This window comes from Photorhabdus asymbiotica, from assembly GCF_003634575.1.
In the GTDB taxonomy this organism is placed as follows: Bacteria; Pseudomonadota; Gammaproteobacteria; order Enterobacterales; family Enterobacteriaceae; genus Photorhabdus; species Photorhabdus asymbiotica.
Genome location: NZ_RBLJ01000005.1, coordinates 85,024 through 100,537, shown reverse-complemented (window position 1 = coordinate 100,537; position 15,514 = coordinate 85,024). Strand labels below are relative to the sequence as shown.

General features: G+C 38.3%; 21 protein-coding genes. 19 read left to right on the top strand and 2 right to left on the bottom strand.

Going from position 1 to position 15,514, the window contains the following annotated elements:
- Positions 1–27 precede the first annotated feature (27 nt).
- From BDD30_RS20145 to BDD30_RS20110, 8 genes are all read left to right on the top strand, one after another.
- On the top strand, positions 28–228 hold the full coding sequence (locus BDD30_RS20145) for a hypothetical protein (protein WP_041382653.1): 201 nt from the start codon (positions 28–30) through the stop codon (positions 226–228).
- Positions 229–455: 227 nt separating this feature from the next.
- The gene (locus BDD30_RS20140) at positions 456–1,142 is read left to right on the top strand and encodes a hypothetical protein (RefSeq protein ID WP_231849176.1); all 687 of its coding nucleotides are present in this window, start codon (positions 456–458) and stop codon (positions 1,140–1,142) included.
- On the top strand, positions 1,132–1,533 hold the full coding sequence (locus tag BDD30_RS20135) for a DUF1240 domain-containing protein (RefSeq protein ID WP_012776512.1): 402 nt from the start codon (positions 1,132–1,134) through the stop codon (positions 1,531–1,533). Before BDD30_RS20140 ends, BDD30_RS20135 begins: the two co-directional genes overlap by 11 nt.
- Before the next feature lie 47 nt (positions 1,534–1,580).
- Positions 1,581–1,982, top strand: coding sequence for a DUF1240 domain-containing protein (locus BDD30_RS20130; protein ID WP_012776513.1), 402 nt, complete (start codon positions 1,581–1,583; stop codon positions 1,980–1,982).
- A gap of 47 nt (positions 1,983–2,029) precedes the next feature.
- Positions 2,030–2,431, top strand: coding sequence for a DUF1240 domain-containing protein (locus tag BDD30_RS20125; protein ID WP_041381482.1), 402 nt, complete (start codon positions 2,030–2,032; stop codon positions 2,429–2,431).
- 16 nt (positions 2,432–2,447) lie between these two features.
- Positions 2,448–2,849: a DUF1240 domain-containing protein gene (locus BDD30_RS20120; RefSeq protein ID WP_012776515.1), complete on the top strand. Its 402-nt coding sequence runs from the start codon at positions 2,448–2,450 to the stop codon at positions 2,847–2,849.
- A 47-nt stretch (positions 2,850–2,896) separates the two neighbouring features.
- Positions 2,897–3,298 carry a DUF1240 domain-containing protein gene (locus BDD30_RS20115; RefSeq protein ID WP_041381483.1) on the top strand — a complete coding sequence of 134 codons (402 nt, stop codon included), beginning with the start codon at positions 2,897–2,899 and terminating at the stop codon, positions 3,296–3,298.
- A gap of 568 nt (positions 3,299–3,866) precedes the next feature.
- Positions 3,867–4,760, top strand: a complete 894-nt coding sequence (locus BDD30_RS20110; RefSeq protein ID WP_041382655.1) for a LysR family transcriptional regulator — start codon at positions 3,867–3,869, stop codon at positions 4,758–4,760.
- A gap of 378 nt (positions 4,761–5,138) precedes the next feature.
- Here BDD30_RS20110 and BDD30_RS20105 read toward each other — a convergent pair whose 3' ends face one another.
- Positions 5,139–7,064 carry an ABC transporter ATP-binding protein gene (locus BDD30_RS20105; protein ID WP_041381484.1) on the bottom strand — a complete coding sequence of 642 codons (1,926 nt, stop codon included), beginning with the start codon at positions 7,062–7,064 and terminating at the stop codon, positions 5,139–5,141.
- Positions 7,065–7,185: 121 nt separating this feature from the next.
- Between BDD30_RS20105 and kefG the strand changes: the two genes are divergently transcribed.
- From kefG to BDD30_RS20075, 6 genes are all read left to right on the top strand, one after another.
- Positions 7,186–7,737 (top strand): glutathione-regulated potassium-efflux system ancillary protein KefG, encoded by a 552-nt coding sequence (gene kefG / locus BDD30_RS20100; protein WP_041381485.1) that lies wholly within the window; start codon positions 7,186–7,188, stop codon positions 7,735–7,737.
- Positions 7,738–7,740: 3 nt separating this feature from the next.
- Entirely contained in the window at positions 7,741–9,546 is a 1,806-nt protein-coding gene (gene kefB / locus BDD30_RS20095) for a glutathione-regulated potassium-efflux system protein KefB (protein WP_012776520.1), read from the top strand.
- A gap of 11 nt (positions 9,547–9,557) precedes the next feature.
- On the top strand, positions 9,558–9,761 hold the full coding sequence (locus BDD30_RS20090; protein ID WP_012776521.1) for a YheV family putative zinc ribbon protein: 204 nt from the start codon (positions 9,558–9,560) through the stop codon (positions 9,759–9,761).
- 88 nt (positions 9,762–9,849) lie between these two features.
- Complete coding sequence (gene slyD, locus BDD30_RS20085) at positions 9,850–10,434, top strand: peptidylprolyl isomerase (RefSeq protein WP_041381486.1); 585 nt, start codon at positions 9,850–9,852, stop codon at positions 10,432–10,434.
- A gap of 214 nt (positions 10,435–10,648) precedes the next feature.
- The gene (locus BDD30_RS20080; protein WP_012776523.1) at positions 10,649–11,353 is read left to right on the top strand and encodes a hypothetical protein; all 705 of its coding nucleotides are present in this window, start codon (positions 10,649–10,651) and stop codon (positions 11,351–11,353) included.
- The gene (locus BDD30_RS20075) at positions 11,350–11,664 is read left to right on the top strand and encodes a YjeO family protein (protein WP_012776524.1); all 315 of its coding nucleotides are present in this window, start codon (positions 11,350–11,352) and stop codon (positions 11,662–11,664) included. Before BDD30_RS20080 ends, BDD30_RS20075 begins: the two co-directional genes overlap by 4 nt.
- Positions 11,665–12,141: 477 nt before the next feature.
- Here BDD30_RS20075 and BDD30_RS20070 read toward each other — a convergent pair whose 3' ends face one another.
- Entirely contained in the window at positions 12,142–12,360 is a 219-nt protein-coding gene (locus BDD30_RS20070) for a protein SlyX (RefSeq protein WP_041381487.1), read from the bottom strand.
- A gap of 251 nt (positions 12,361–12,611) precedes the next feature.
- On the opposite strand from BDD30_RS20070, the gene fkpA reads away from it, so the two are divergent.
- From fkpA to tusB, 5 genes are all read left to right on the top strand, one after another.
- Positions 12,612–13,376 (top strand): FKBP-type peptidyl-prolyl cis-trans isomerase, encoded by a 765-nt coding sequence (fkpA, locus tag BDD30_RS20065; protein WP_041381488.1) that lies wholly within the window; start codon positions 12,612–12,614, stop codon positions 13,374–13,376.
- A 288-nt stretch (positions 13,377–13,664) separates the two neighbouring features.
- Positions 13,665–14,387 carry a helix-turn-helix transcriptional regulator gene (locus BDD30_RS20060; RefSeq protein ID WP_036773599.1) on the top strand — a complete coding sequence of 241 codons (723 nt, stop codon included), beginning with the start codon at positions 13,665–13,667 and terminating at the stop codon, positions 14,385–14,387.
- Positions 14,387–14,782: a sulfurtransferase complex subunit TusD gene (gene tusD, locus BDD30_RS20055; protein WP_012776528.1), complete on the top strand. Its 396-nt coding sequence runs from the start codon at positions 14,387–14,389 to the stop codon at positions 14,780–14,782. Before BDD30_RS20060 ends, tusD begins: the two co-directional genes overlap by 1 nt.
- Positions 14,783–14,791: 9 nt before the next feature.
- On the top strand, positions 14,792–15,151 hold the full coding sequence (gene tusC, locus BDD30_RS20050) for a sulfurtransferase complex subunit TusC (RefSeq protein ID WP_012776529.1): 360 nt from the start codon (positions 14,792–14,794) through the stop codon (positions 15,149–15,151).
- Positions 15,152–15,171: 20 nt separating this feature from the next.
- Complete coding sequence (tusB, locus tag BDD30_RS20045) at positions 15,172–15,459, top strand: sulfurtransferase complex subunit TusB (RefSeq protein ID WP_012776530.1); 288 nt, start codon at positions 15,172–15,174, stop codon at positions 15,457–15,459.
- Positions 15,460–15,514: the final 55 nt, after the last annotated feature.

Below are 15,514 nucleotides of genomic sequence, written 5' to 3'. Positions count from 1 at the left end.
ATAATGATGATTAATGAGTTTAACCGTATGGACGATAGAGATCTGTTATTACAGCAATTAGATAATGCATTAGTGAATAGCCCGTTAGTTCCAGATGAGAAACTGGCATTAATGATGATGTTATGTTTTCAATTGATGTCGTCAACTGAAACTCATATGATCAATATGAGAGCTTCAGATGGTCGTACTCTTTTACTCAAATTGGAAATGCCGTCCGTGAAACACTGATGTGACGATTTTTAATTCTAAGAATATTAGAGGAAGTTGCACGATGACATACAAAAAATACAACCCTTCTTGGGAAGGTTATATGGGGGATTTCCTGAGAGGGCATGTTGGGACTGATCACTTAAAACCCCCAACATGAGTTCTTTGATGCTATTGGCCTTGAGAAGCAGTTAGGAGAGAATACAACATATATTGTCCTGCTCTCATTGGATGAAGCGAAAAATGTTTTGGAAGATATTGATTCGCCAAAACCCAAAAGTCCATTTATGAAGAAGGTATTCTCAGTTGCAGATCCAATATCATCATATGCCAGTAATATACATGATGCTTTTGACTTTATAAATGTAGTCAGAGAGTTTAAAAGATTAGGGATTAAAGCCACAGAGTATGTTGGCAAGAATGGTGAAAAATATATTAAAATTTCAGGCTATGCGGGAGTTAGAAAGATTATTACTGCTTCAAGATACAGAGCTTCTAACATGAAGATGATATCTATGGGGATAGGGCAACAAGGATTAAATAGTGGCATAGTTAAAGGAATGAAGTTCAGTATATTCTTTTCTGCGGCTTATCGAACGGTTGAGTTTATATTTAAGGACGAATACACATTGGCTGATTTCTTAGGTAATATTGCGGTAGATTTGGCTAAGACAGTAGTAGCAGCCTTTGTTTCTTGGGCTATTGGGTCTTTGATGTTAGCTACATCTGTTGCTGGTGCTAGTGTAATTTTTGTAGCTGGTATTGTGGTTGGTGTAGGTTTTGTAACGGTATACGGACTTAATGTTTTGGATACAAAATTCAAAATTAGCGAAACTATTATTAATTTAATTAAAAAAGAAATGGAGAGAAAACCGAGAATACTAGAAGCTAATTTCAATCAATTTCTTCATAATTGGGATCGTTATGGAAAATAAAAAAAAGATTGTACGCATTATCGGTGCTCTTGCTATTTTCATTTTAACGTTAGTGTCTTTCTTCTTTGCAGGAAATGATTTGATCTCTTTAGTTAAAATGGATGATAAAATAACATTCTCGAGCAGTGTATTTATTGTATTTTGTTCTTTCCCTTTAATTTCTTATGCTATATTTTTTATTGTTTTTGTTAATGTCACTGGTTATTATCCTAAATATCATGATGGTTTTGTGAAATATTTAGGTTCGATATGGGTTTTTTTGTTTTTTTTTAGTTTTCCCACATCTTTATATGTAAATTATAAATTAAGAAGTGATAATTATTTGGTATGTCCAAGAATCTCTTGGATGTCACCAAATACCTATGTAAAAGATATCAAGCTATGTGATTAATATTATTGAATTTAATTTAAATCAATTTCTTCATACCTGGGGAAACTATGGGAAATAAAAGAAAGGTTATACATATCATCTGCGCTCTTTTTATTTTCATTCTAACGTCATTCACTTTCTTTTTGACGGGAGGGAATTTAAATTCTTTAATTAAAATGGATGAAAAAATAATATTCTCAAGTGGTGTTTTTATGATATTTTTTTCTTCTCCTTTGGTTTTTTATTATGTTATTTTTGTTATTTTTGTTAATATAACTGGTCGTTATCCTAAACATCATGATGGTTTTAACAAATATTTGGGGACGATAGCTATTATTTCATTTTTTTTAGGTTTCCCTACATCTTTATACGTGAATTATAAATTAAAAAGTGATGGCTATTTAGTATGTCCAAGAATCTCTTGGATGTCACCAAATACCTATGTAAAAGATATCAAGCTATGTGATTAATATTATTGTATTTAATTTCAATCAATTTCTTCATTCCTGGGGAAACTATGGGAAATAAAAGAAAGATTCTACATATTATCGGCGCTCTTGCTATTTTTATTTTAGCTTTATCCACTTTCTTTTTGACAGGAGAAAATATAATTTCTTTAATTGAAATGGATGAACAAATAACATTCTCAGGTGGTGTTGTTATAATATTTTTTTCTTCTCCTTTGGTTTTATATTATATGGTTGCAGTTATTTGTGTCAGTATAACTGGTCGTTCTCCAAAGCATCATGATGGTTTTGTTAACTGTTTTGGGACGATAGCTATTATTTCATTTTTTTTAGGTTTTCCCACATCTTTATATGTAAATTATAAATTAAGAAGTGATAGTTATTTGGTATGTCCAAGGATATCCTGGATGTCGCCAAATACCTATGTAAAAGATATTAAATTGTGTGATTAATATGAGTGATATAGCCATGGATAATAAAAGAAAAATAATACACATTATTTGCGCGATTTTCATATTGTCTTTGATGTCGTTTTCTATGTTTATAGTAAGTGAATATTTGATCTCGTTGGTTTTAATGGATGAAAAAATAACATTTTCAAGCAGTGTTTTTATGACATTTTTTTCTTTTCCTTTGGTTTTATATTATATGGTTTTTGTTGTTTTTGTTAATGTAGTTGGTCGTTATCCAAAACATCATGATAGCTTTAACAAATATTTTTGTTCGATAGCTATTGTTTCAATTGTTTTAAGTTTCCCTACATCTTTATACGTGAATTATAAATTAAAAAGTGATGGCTATTTGGTATGTCCAAGGATATCTTGGATGTCACCAAATACCTATGTAAAAGATATCAAGCTATGTGATTAATATTATTGAATTTAATTTTAATCAATTTCTTCATAATTGGGGTCGTTATGGAAAATAAAAGAAAGATTGTACGTATTATCAGTGCTCTTGCTATTTTCATTTTAACGTTAGTGTCTTTCTTTTTTTCAGGAAATGATTTGATCTCTTTAGTTAAAATGGATGATAAAATAACATTTTCGAGCAGTGTATTTATTGTATTTTGTTCTTTTCCTTTAATTTCCTATGCTGTATTTTTTATTGTTTTTGTTAATGTAACTGGTTATTATCCTAAATATCATGATGGTTTTGTGAAATATTTAGGTTCGATATGGGTTTTTTTGTTTTTTTTAAGTTTTCCCACGTCTTTATATGTAAATTATAAATTAAGAAGTGATAATTATTTAATATGCCCAAGAATATCCTGGATGTCACCAAATACCTATGTAAAAGACATTAAGCTGTGTGATTAATTTTAATTTTAGTTTTATAAGGTGATTATTTAAATCATTCAATTAAGTTATAAATGTAAATTTGGTTTTAAATTAAATGAGGATATTTTAAAAATAAGATTAATAACTATATTTTCAGAATAACGTTTACTGGTTATCTGGATAATTGGAAATCGTTATCATAGGGAGCATAAGCATTGCTATAGGAAAATTCCTAAAAATAGGAGATTTATTATTTTTTAATGCGTTTTATTTAAATGAGTCATTTACTCATTTATCTTAGAGAGTTGGGAGGATATATGGTTACAAATATAATGCTTATATGTCACTCATGTTTTTAATAAATTAATTGATCATCTTATTATTGTTGTTTAATCTCTATTTAATTAAGTTTAAATTATTTAGTTAATTATTGAAATAGTAACAGTAAGAAAGTATTAAAGATATACCCAATAGATTTCAAGTTGCAGTGCGGCGGCAAGTGAACGAATCCCCAGGAGCATAGATAACTATGTGACTGGGGTGAATGAACGCAGCCAACAAAGCAGCAACTTGAAGGATGAAGGGTATAAACCTTAATGGTGGAGATATGGATATACGTAATCTCAAAGCTTTTATCGTGTTAGCTGAAACACTAAATTATCATAAGGCTTCTCAAATATTACATATTTCACAACCTGCGTTGACTAAGCGAATTAATGCTCTGGAAGAGGAGTTTGGTGCTCTTTTATTTTCCAGAGGACCAGGTGGTACCCGGTTAACTGATTTTGGCCAAAAAACTTTTGAGAATGCCCAGAAATTACTGGGTCATTTTGAGCAATTTCAGACTCAGGTTAATCACGATTTACAAGACGATGCGCCACATTATCTTTATGTTAGCTCTTGTTTTTCTATTTATAATTCTGGAAAAATGAAAGAGCAGTTTTTTTTAGGTAAACAGGAAAAAGTCGTTCTCGTACTAATGACCGGTCTGACATTTGAACAGCAAATGAGTCTGTTAAAATCTGGCTTATTACATATCGCCATCGTTCCCTTACCATTCACTTCATCACTGATACCAAAGAAAATTTTTACTGAGAAACTTGTTTACCTTTTTAAAAAAGACAGCAATTGGCAGCATAATTCTGCAGAATTAAATACTGAAATGGCATCGTTATATCAGCTTATCAGCACGGATGAGCGTGATATACCAATTGATTTCACTGGTGGTATTAACATATTTTCTATTTACGATAATAGCAATATGAATTTAATATTGAAAACTAATGATATTATGGTAATGACTGAATTAATAATTAAACATAATGGTTTTTCCTTAATTCCGCAAAAAGTGATTCGTTCAATTCCATCACAATATTTGAATTTATTAGAAGTGCTGGAAACTGATATGGAGATTGATTTTGGTATTTTATGTAGTCCAGTTATCGATAGTGGACTAATAAATGAAACAGAACTATTTTCTTTATTGATTGATAATATATGAATAAGAAAATTGGTATAATATTGTTTTTACTATAAATTTATTTAATGCAGTTTTATTAAAAAATTGTAAGGGTTAAATATAGTGGTTATTTGTTTAAATATAAAAATTATCTTCAGTAATATCTCAATATATTAAATGTAAATATTATTTGCTAATTGTTATTGTTTAAAGAGAAAATAAACGGTTTTATGTAATTTTATTATGAAGTATAGTGAGAATGAATGGGGTTAAAAACAAGGATATATAAATTAAAGGAAATGTAATTATAAGCTATAAATTTAAAAGAATAAGATGGAAATTTTATGTGATTTATTGATTTTAGTGAAAAATAAAGCGGATTATTTTATCCGCTTTATTAAATGTCATTGGTGAAAATCTTTATCCATTAAATTCTTGAGTCATTTGCTCAAGTTGTTCCTGAATCTCCATCCATTCTAATTCAGTTTCTTCCAGTTTTGATTTGGCCTGATTTTGTTTTTGTAGAAACTCAGTCAATTCGGTTTTACGGCTGTTATCGTAGATAGCGCTGTCTGAAAGCTGATTTTCTAATACAACCAGTTCGTCACTCAGTTTCTCCATCTGTTTTTCCAGATTAGTTAACTGCTTGCGCAATGGCTGCGTTTGGTTACGGAAGTCAGCTTGACGCCGTTTTTGATCTTTTCTCTCTTGAGCACTTTTGCTGGAAGGTTCCCTTTCCTTATCACTGCTTTCACGTAATTGCTGATTTTGTTGGCGCTGTTGATCTGTCAGCCATTGTTGATAATCTTCTAAATCGCCATTGAAAGATTCTACCCGGCCATCGTGAACCAAATACAGCTCATCTGTTGTTGAGCGTAGTAAATGCCGGTCGTGGGAAACCACAACCAATGCACCGTCAAAGTCAATTAATGCTTCCGTTAGTGCCTGACGCATATCCAGGTCGAGATGGTTCGTTGGTTCATCAAGTAACAGAAGGTTAGGGCGTTGCCAAACCATCAATGCTAAAACTAGACGCGCTTTTTCTCCCCCGGAAAAACGCCCGCTTGGGTCAGTAACCTGATCGCCCTTAAAACCAAAACCACCCAGATAATCCCTAAGTTGCTGCTCTGTTTCCTGTGGCGCAATACGGACTAGATGCTGTAATGGCGATTCATCAGCACGCAAATATTCCAACTGATGTTGGGCGAAATATCCCAGCTTGATGCCTTTCGCTAATTCTACTTCTCCACCCTGAGATTTCAGTTCATTAGCAAGCAGTTTAATCAACGTGGATTTACCTGCACCGTTACGCCCAAGCAGACCAATGCGGGAGCCGGGAACCAGATTTAATTTGATCGAACTTAACACGGTCCGTTCGCCGTAGCCGGCACTGACTTTTTCCATTTTCAGTAATGGATTAGGCAGATTTTCCGGTTTACGGAAACTGAAATGGAACGGATTATCAACATGAGCAGGAGCGATTAACTCCATCCGTTCCAGCATTTTGATACGGCTCTGAGCTTGTTTAGCCTTACTGGCCTTAGCACGAAAACGGTCAATATAACTTTGCAGATGGGCGACTTTCTCCTGTTGGCTCTTATAGAGCGCCTGTTGTTGTGCCAGTTTGGTTGCACGTTGACGCTCGAAAGAAGAGTAATTGCCGCTGTATTCAAACAGAGACTGTTGCTCAATATGGAGGATCTTGTCGGCGATTGGGTCCAGGAAATCCCGGTCATGGGAGATAAGGATTAAGGTTCCGGGGTAGCTTTTTAGCCATTTTTCCAACCAAATAACCGCATCCAGATCAAGGTGGTTAGTGGGTTCATCAAGCAACAATAAATCAGAACGGCAGAGCAATGCCTGGGCTAAATTAAGGCGCATACGCCATCCGCCAGAGAATGCACGCACGGGTTGATCAAGCTGTTCTTGAGAGAAACCCAGACCATGCAGTAGACTGGATGCTCTTGAACGGATAGTCCAGGCTTGAATCGTGTCCAATTGACTGTGTAGATGGGCGATTAGATTGCCATTATTTTTTTCATTGGCTATTTGTAATTGCTGTTCTAATTGACGGAATTCACGATCACCATCAATAACATATTCTAATGCTGGCGTTTCCAGTGCGGGTGTTTCCTGATTCACCCAAGCTAATGCCCAGTTATTGGGAAAAGTGAATGTGCCGGCTTCAGTTTGAAGCTCATCTTTTAGTAATGCGAGTAAGGTAGATTTGCCGCAGCCGTTTTTCCCTACCAGACCTACTTTCTGTCCGGGATTGATTGTGGCGCTGGCATTGTCCAGCAGAACACGCGTTCCGCGACGAATTTGTAATGAAGAGAAAACAATCATACGTGTCGTTTGTATATAATATGTTAAATTAAGAATAACGGACAATAAGCGTCCGGTTTTATAACTTTGTATGCATGGTAACGGAAAATACGTGTCCTGACACGTTCTTGAGGGGGGAATGATGTTACAGCCGCCTAAAGTCCTGCTGCTGTATGCCCATCCGGAGTCACAGGATTCAGTTGCAAACCGCGTTTTGTTACAACCTGTGCTGGATTTAGAGCATGTTACGGTTCACGACTTATACGGAGCTTATCCGGATTTTTTTATTGATGTTCATTATGAACAACAACTGTTGCGTGAGCATCAGGTGATTGTTTTTCAACATCCTCTATATACTTACAGTTGTCCTGCTTTATTAAAAGAGTGGATGGATCGTGTGCTGACACGGGGATTTGCCAGTGGTATTACTGGGTTAGCGCTACAGGGGAAATATTGGCGTTCAGTGATCACAACCGGAGAGCCAGAAGGGGCTTTCCAGCCTGATGGTTATAACCTCTATCCGATGGAAGAGATTCTTCGCCCTTTTGAACAGACAGCATCTATGTGCCGTATGCATTGGTTACCGCCAATGGTGATTTATTGGGCACGTCGTCAAAAACCAGAATTTCTTGCCATCCATGCTAATGCTTATCGTGAGTGGCTCAAATCGCCATTGCCATTAGGAGGGTTATAGCCTATGGAGCATTCAGCGCAACTAAGTGCCAGTATATTGTTTTTATTTGCTGCTGTAGTGGCAGTACCCATCGCACAGAAATTCAGGATTGGAGCAGTATTAGGTTATTTATTGGCAGGGATCGTCCTTGGTCCATGGGGACTAAGCTTTATCAGGGATGTTGATGATATTCTTCATTTCTCTGAGCTTGGGATCGTTTTCCTGATGTTTATCATCGGCCTTGAGCTTAACCCTTCTAAACTCTGGCAACTCAGGCGATCTATTTTTGGTGTCGGTGCAGCTCAGGTTATTCTGACGGCGGGGGTGTTAGCCGCACTTTTATATCTGACAGATTTTGCATGGCAGGCGGCGGTTATCGGTGGTATCGGTATGGCGATGTCCTCAACGGCAATGGCTTTGCAGCTGATGAAAGAGAAAGGTATGAACCGCAATGAGGGCGGGCAGCTTGGTTTCTCAGTTTTGCTATTTCAGGATATTGCTGTGATCCCAGCTTTGGCATTGATCCCGCTTCTGGCCGGTGAAACCGCATCCAGTGACTGGTATCGGATCATGCTGAAAATTGCCGCTTTTGCTGGCATGTTGCTAGGAGGTCGTTATCTGTTACGTCCGCTGTTTCGTCTGGTTGTAAGATCAGGAGTACGTGAGGTATTTACTGCGGCGGCATTACTGGTTGTCCTTAGCTCGGCGCTGTTTATGGAGGTGCTGGGTTTTTCCATGGCACTGGGAACCTTTATCGCAGGGGTATTACTGGCCGATAGTGAATATCGCCATGAACTGGAAATATCTATTGAACCGTTTAAGGGCTTGCTGTTAGGGCTGTTTTTTATTTCGGTAGGTATGTCCTTAAATTTAGGAGTACTACTGATACATCTGACGGATGTGCTACTTGGTGTGCTGGTTTTGGTCGTCGTAAAGGGCATCGTTCTTTATCTCATTGCCTTGATTTCTGGTTTACGGAATTCATCCCGCTTGCAATTTTCCGGCGTACTCAGTCAGGGCGGTGAATTTGCCTTTGTGCTGTTTTCTGCTGCACTGAGCCAGAACGTCCTTAATAGTGATCAGATGGCTTTGTTGTTGGTAGTGGTAACACTATCAATGATGACAACGCCGCTGGTGATGCAATTGATAGATGCTATTTTAGCCCGTCGTTATAATGCTCAGGATGAAACGGATGAACAGCCATTTGTGGAAGATAATGAGCCGCAGGTGATTTTAGTGGGGTTTGGCCGATTTGGACAGGTCATTGGTCGCCTGCTAATGGTGAATAAAATCCGCATAACAGTGTTGGAACGTGATGTCAGTGTTATCAGTACTATGCGGCGTTATGGCTACAAAGTTTATTATGGTGATGCGGCTGAATTAGAGCTGCTACGTGCGGCAGGTGCAGATAAAGCCAAAGCGATTGTTATCACGTGTAATGAACCAGAAAATACCATGATGATCGTGCATTTATGCCAGAAACATTTCCCGAATCTGCATATTATGGCGCGGGCCAGAGGACGTCTGGAAGCGCATGAGCTGCTACAAAGTGGGGTGGAAAATTTTACCCGTGAAACTTTCTCCAGTGCGTTGGAATTGGGGCGTAAGACGCTAGTTGGGTTGGGAATGCATCCGCATAAGGCTCATCGTGCAAAACAACACTTTCAGCGATTAGATATGCGGATGCTGAGAGAACTGATGCCACAGCTGCATGGTGATGTGGCTCATATATCCCGTATAAAAGAGGCGCGGCGAGAACTGGAAGAGTTGTTTGAACGGGAAATGCTGAATGAGCGTCGTCAACCGGATGGTTGGAATGAATATGAATAGGTGGAGTAAATATGTCAGTAAGCCGAAAAAGATTTATTGCTGGGGCTGTCTGTCCGGAATGCCATTCTCAGGACACATTGGCAATGTGGCAGGAAGATCAGGTGGATGTGGTGGAATGTATCCATTGTGGTCATCAACAGCGCCAAACTGATGAGAAAGTCACCTCCCATGTTAGAAAGCAGGAGCAGGTTATTGGTATTTTTACACCACAATAATTGTGTGAATTTTAATGCAGGTGAGTACAGAGGCGTAGAATTCCGTTACAATCGGTAAAAATTTTTGGACCCACGGGTAGGAGATGTCATGAAAGTAGCAAAAGACTTGGTAATCAGCCTGGCTTATCAAGTAAGAACAGAAGACGGTGTTTTAGTTGATGAGTCACCGGTAAGTGCGCCGTTGGATTATCTGCATGGCCGTGGTTCGTTGATCAGCGGTTTGGAAAAAGCGCTGGAAGGCCGTGAGGCTGGTGAGAGTTTTGATGTCAGCGTGCAAGCTGATGATGCATATGGTCAATATGATGACAATCTGGTTCAGCGTGTGCCAAAAGATGTCTTTGTTGGTGTTGATGAACTGGAAGTTGGCATGCGTTTCCTGGCTGATACTGATATGGGACCCGTACCCGTAGAAATCACTGCGGTTGAAGATGAGCATGTAGTGGTTGATGGTAACCATATGCTGGCGGGTCAGAACTTGAAATTCAATGTTGAAATCATTGCTATCCGTGAAGCGACTGAAGAAGAACTGGCTCATGGTCATGTTCACGGTGCACATGGTCACGAGCATGGCGAGGGTGGTTGCTGTGGTGGTCATGGCCATAACCATGACGACGGTCATCACCACCATAATAATGAAGGACACGGATGCTGCGGTGGTGGCGGTTGCCACTAATAAGTGAAGATGTTGTGTTAACGCACACATCATCAGCTGTCAATTATGACAAGCAGGAAGATATGCACCAGCGATTACAGTAGATAACGTTCTTTTTGAAGTCAGATACGGAATTCGTTTACTGTCGTTGCGATATTCTTTGCCCCGTACTACATGAGTGGTGTGGGGCAATGTTCGTGAGTTGGTATTTCTTTCAAAGCAAGGAGAACAGCATATGAAAAATCCTTACTGCACCGTAGATGAATTGGGATTTCCAAAATTTACCGCTGTCGATGGTATTCGATATAAGCTCCTGCCGAATAACTGGAAATATTTAACCGGAGAAGCTTATTTATGGGCGTATAAAATTGCCTATCTTGAATATAACAGAGAAAAAATAATCCACTATGCTCATCAGGAAAAAATCCCTGTATTATTACTCGCTGGTGTGGCGGTTGCAGAGGTGGGAGGCAAGCCAGATAGAATAAAAGCCTACGGTGTACTGCAATATCGTCAGATAGTAGATAAATTTAGGGGGAATAATTCGTACTCAAATTCGACATCTGTTGGGGCATTGGCAATTCAACTTCGTGCTGCGGCAGAAACAATGGGAATAGATCCATCTACATTGACGACAACGCAGCAATTACAATTAGCGAATTGTTTATTGGCTGATGATTTTAATATTAAAATTGTTGCCAGACATCTCCGAGAACTCATACTTTACGATTACCCAGGCATAGACACAGAAAAATTAAATGATGAGCAATTAATTCTGGCAGGTTCTCGTTATAACAGAGGGACAGCAAGGAATAAAGAGGACTTTATTAAATCAATAAATGCTGAAAAAGGTACACCAGAGAGAATATATAGCGAATATGGAAGAAGTATTTTAAGAAAAAGAAATTCTATAAATCAAATTATGGGAATCTCAGAGTGAATAAACTATCCACAGTATTAATTGTTGGCTATGTTTTTTTCTGTGTGTTATTCATATATATGATGTCGTATTTCGAAAAGGAATATTATATAGATGGTATAGACATAAAGAATATATGTGATGTTTATAATGCACTGGTTGTAGATGATACAAGAGATTTTGATGCTCCAGTATCCTTGCTGTTTTTGTTTCCACTATTTTATCATGCGGCTAAAAAGAGATTTAAGTCACTTTTTTTTAATGTAATATCCGTAGTTTTACTGGCATATTGGGTTTGGAGATTTTTTATCAGGTTGATTGTGTGTATTTAGAATAACTTGAATATCCAATTAATGATAATTTATCTATTAGCTAGCGTAACGAAACTAATTGTATGGCGATATATACCCTATGGATTTCAAGATGCATCGCGACGGCAAGGGAGCGAATCAAGAGGCAACTTGAAGGATGAAGGGTATAGATAAAGTCATCCATATTCTATCTGTAATATTCCGTATATTTGGTCTGAAGTTTTAAAGAATCAAAATGACGAGTATTTTGGTGAATGAGTATTTCTTTAATAATATCGCCAAAACCCGACTACAGCGACAAAATATTCGCTGTTTGCCGGGAGTCGGACTTCTATTATATATACCCAATAGATTTCAAGTTGCAGAGCGGCGGCAAGTGAACGAATCCCCAGGAGCATAGATAACTATGTGACTGGGGTGAGTGAACGCAGCCAACAAAGCAGCAACTTGAAGGATGAAGGGTATAAATCTGCTTGATGGTAATTGGCGTTTGTAAAATCAGTAATGAGGTGGAGGAGTCTCTTCTGACGGTGAAGCCACCATTGACGGCTGAGTGGCTTTCAACCGCTCTGTCATCAACCGCAAATGCTCTCTTAATTTAGCCATTTCCATTTGCTGCTCAGTGACCACCTGATTCAACTCTTCGATAGTATTTTCCTGAAAAGTAAAGCGACTTTCCAAATGCTCAAGCCGTTGTTCAAACTCTGATAGATCCATGATTTTCTCCCATTACCAGGCTGTGTATTATCCGTTTTAGTCTCTTCATATTAATTAAGAGTAACTCATTATGCCCAGAATATTCTGTGGAATACGGTTGTTATGAAACCTCTTTTCATTAATGTTGTCTCAATAGTTTTGGGGCACTAAAAGCAGCAAATATTGTGTTGTACTGCTGTGGGCAGTTATAGTGACTCGATTGCATAATTTTTGCTGATGGTAAATATCCCCCAAAGTTATTGGAGAAACAGATGAAATCATTGTTTAAAGTTACCTTGCTCGCCACTACACTGGCGATGGTTTTCAGTGCTCCCCAGGTACTGGCGGCCAAAGCAGATAATCAAAGTAGTATAGAACTGAATAGCGCATTTAAAACAGAAGATCAGCAAAATGCTTATGCTCTGGGCGCATCTTTAGGGCGTTATATGGAAAACACCTTGAAAGAGCAGAAATCTTTGGGTATCCCATTGGATAAAGATCAATTGTTGGCAGGTGTGCAAGATGCTTTTAAAGACAAAAGCAAATTGACTGACAGTGAAATTGAAAATACTTTGCGTGCATTTGAAGGCAAAGTGAAGTCTGCGGCTGAAGCTAAGATGGAAAAAGAAGCCAGCGATAATGAAGCTAAAGGGGCTAAATATCGTGAAGCATTTGCCAAGGAAAAAGGCGTCGTTAAGAGCCAAACCGGCCTTTTATATAAAATAGAAAAGGAAGGCAATGGTAAAAAACCTGTGGCTAGTGACACGGTAGTGGTGAATTACAAAGGCGCGTTAATTGACGGTAAAGAGTTTGATAGCTCCTATAAGCGTAATGAACCACTTTCTATTCGTCTGGACGGTGTTATCCCAGGTTGGACAGAAGGTTTGCAGAAAGTGCAAAAAGGTGGAAAAATTAAACTCGTTATTCCACCAGAGTTGGCCTATGGTAAAGCGGGTGTCCCAGGTATTCCAGCGAACTCTACATTAGTATTTGATATTGAGTTACTGGATGTGAAAGCGGATACTAAAGCTAAGTAATCTTTTAGCTAAATATTTCTGATGAATTGTATAGATAAAACCGTTGGTAGAGATTCTGTCAACGGTTTTTTGTTACTGAAAGCTGTGATATAGGCCAAATGTCTGAGCGGCGATGGCTTGACGATGATGTCGTGTGGTTTTAACGTCAATATCTGATGTGATGCAAAGATCTTTGACTGAGATCTCTGTGCAGGTTGTACTAGTTGAATTTTCACAAGAAATTTTTATAAGTTTATTACGTTGTGTTTTTAGCAAAACGTTTTCTGCGTTTGAAGGATGGTGTATTTAATGTCTAACCCGCTATTATCTGGTGATGCCAGTGATATTGATTTACTGGAAAACCAACCGTTTACTGAAACGGATCACGAAATTTTAAAGTCTTATGAAGCTGCAGTTGATGGCTTGGCTATGCTGATTGGTGGGCATTGCGAGATTGTCCTTCATTCACTGGAAGATCTTAAATGTTCAGCTGTCAGAATAGCTAATGGAGAACATACAGGTCGTAAAATAGGTTCACCTATTACTGATCTTGCTCTGCGTATGTTGCATGACATTACAGATGAAGATTGTAGTGCGTCCAAAGCCTATTTTACCCGGGCGAAAAGTGGTTCTTTGATGAAGTCAGTGACTATTGCGATCCGGAATCGGAACCGCAGAGTGATTGGTCTTTTGTGCATTAATATGAACCTTGATGTGCCTTTCTCTGAAATTATTCAAACATTTATTCCAGAGGAAACACATGATGTCGCACCAAATGTAAATTTTGCCTCATCAGTGGATGATTTGGTTGCACAAACTCTGGAATATACTATTGAAGAAGTTAATATTGATCGCAACGTATCCAATAATGCCAAAAACAGGCAGGTGGTTTTGAATCTCTACGAGAAAGGTATCTTTGATATTAAAGACGCCATTAACCAGGTTGCTGAGCGTTTAAATATTTCTAAACATACTGTTTATCTCTATATTCGCCAGTTTAAAAATGGTGAATGTTTAGGGCCTGAGCGGTAATGCCTTCTCTGTCTTATTGTCTGCTGGTAACGGGACCTGCATATGGCACCCAGCAAGCCAGCAGTGCTTACCAATTCGCACAAACTTTGATTGCGATGGGACATAAACTCAATACGGTATTTTTTTATCGGGAAGGTGTTTATAACGGCAATCAATTGACCGCTCCAGCCAGTGATGAATTCAATTTGGTTAGTGCATGGCAAATGATGGCAACAGAGCATCAGTTTGGTATGCACATTTGTGTTGCTGCGGCCCTTCGCCGTGGTGTCCTCGATACTCAGCAGGCTAATGAATTGAATTTACCTGTAGCAAACCTGGCTGAAGGGTTTGAATTAAGTGGCTTGGGAACGCTGGCTGAAGCCATGTTGACTTGTGACCGTGTGGTGCAATTCTAAGAGGCAAAAATGAAAAAAATTGCTTTTGTCTTCACTCAAGCACCTCATGGTAATGCGGGGGGCAGAGAAGGGTTAGATGCGTTACTGGCAACTTCGGCATTAACTGAACATATTGGTGTATTTTTTATTTCTGACGGTGTATTCCAGCTGTTGCCGGATCAACGACCTGACAGAGTGCTGGCCAGAAACTATATTGCTACTTTTAAGGTCTTACCTTTATACGATATTGAAGCATGTTATTTGTGCCAGGAAGATCTTGTCATGCGAGGATTAAGCTCGGCTAGCCGTTTTATTCTGGATGTGGAAGTATTATCAATAGAAACGATTCGTGAAAAACTGGTTGGCTATGATGTTGTGCTGACATTTTGAGCTATTTGAGAGACGATGATATGTTATATACTGTTAGCCGATCGCCTTATCAATGTGACTTCAATGCGATATTCAATCTGCTTACTGGTGGTGATGATATATTGTTTATTCAGGATGGTGTATTGGCAGGGATTGAGGCTAATCGCTATCTTCCGACGTTGATCAACAGTGGTATCACATTATATGCGCTGAAAGAAGATATTGAGGCGCGAGGGTTGTTAGGTCAGGTTTCAGACAAAGTACAAGTGATCGACTATACTGACTTTGTTAACCTGACGGTAAAACACCATCAACAATTCGCCTGGTAGTCAGAGAAACACTGTATATTTCTTGACACCCCGGCGAGTCAGCCATAAAATTCCG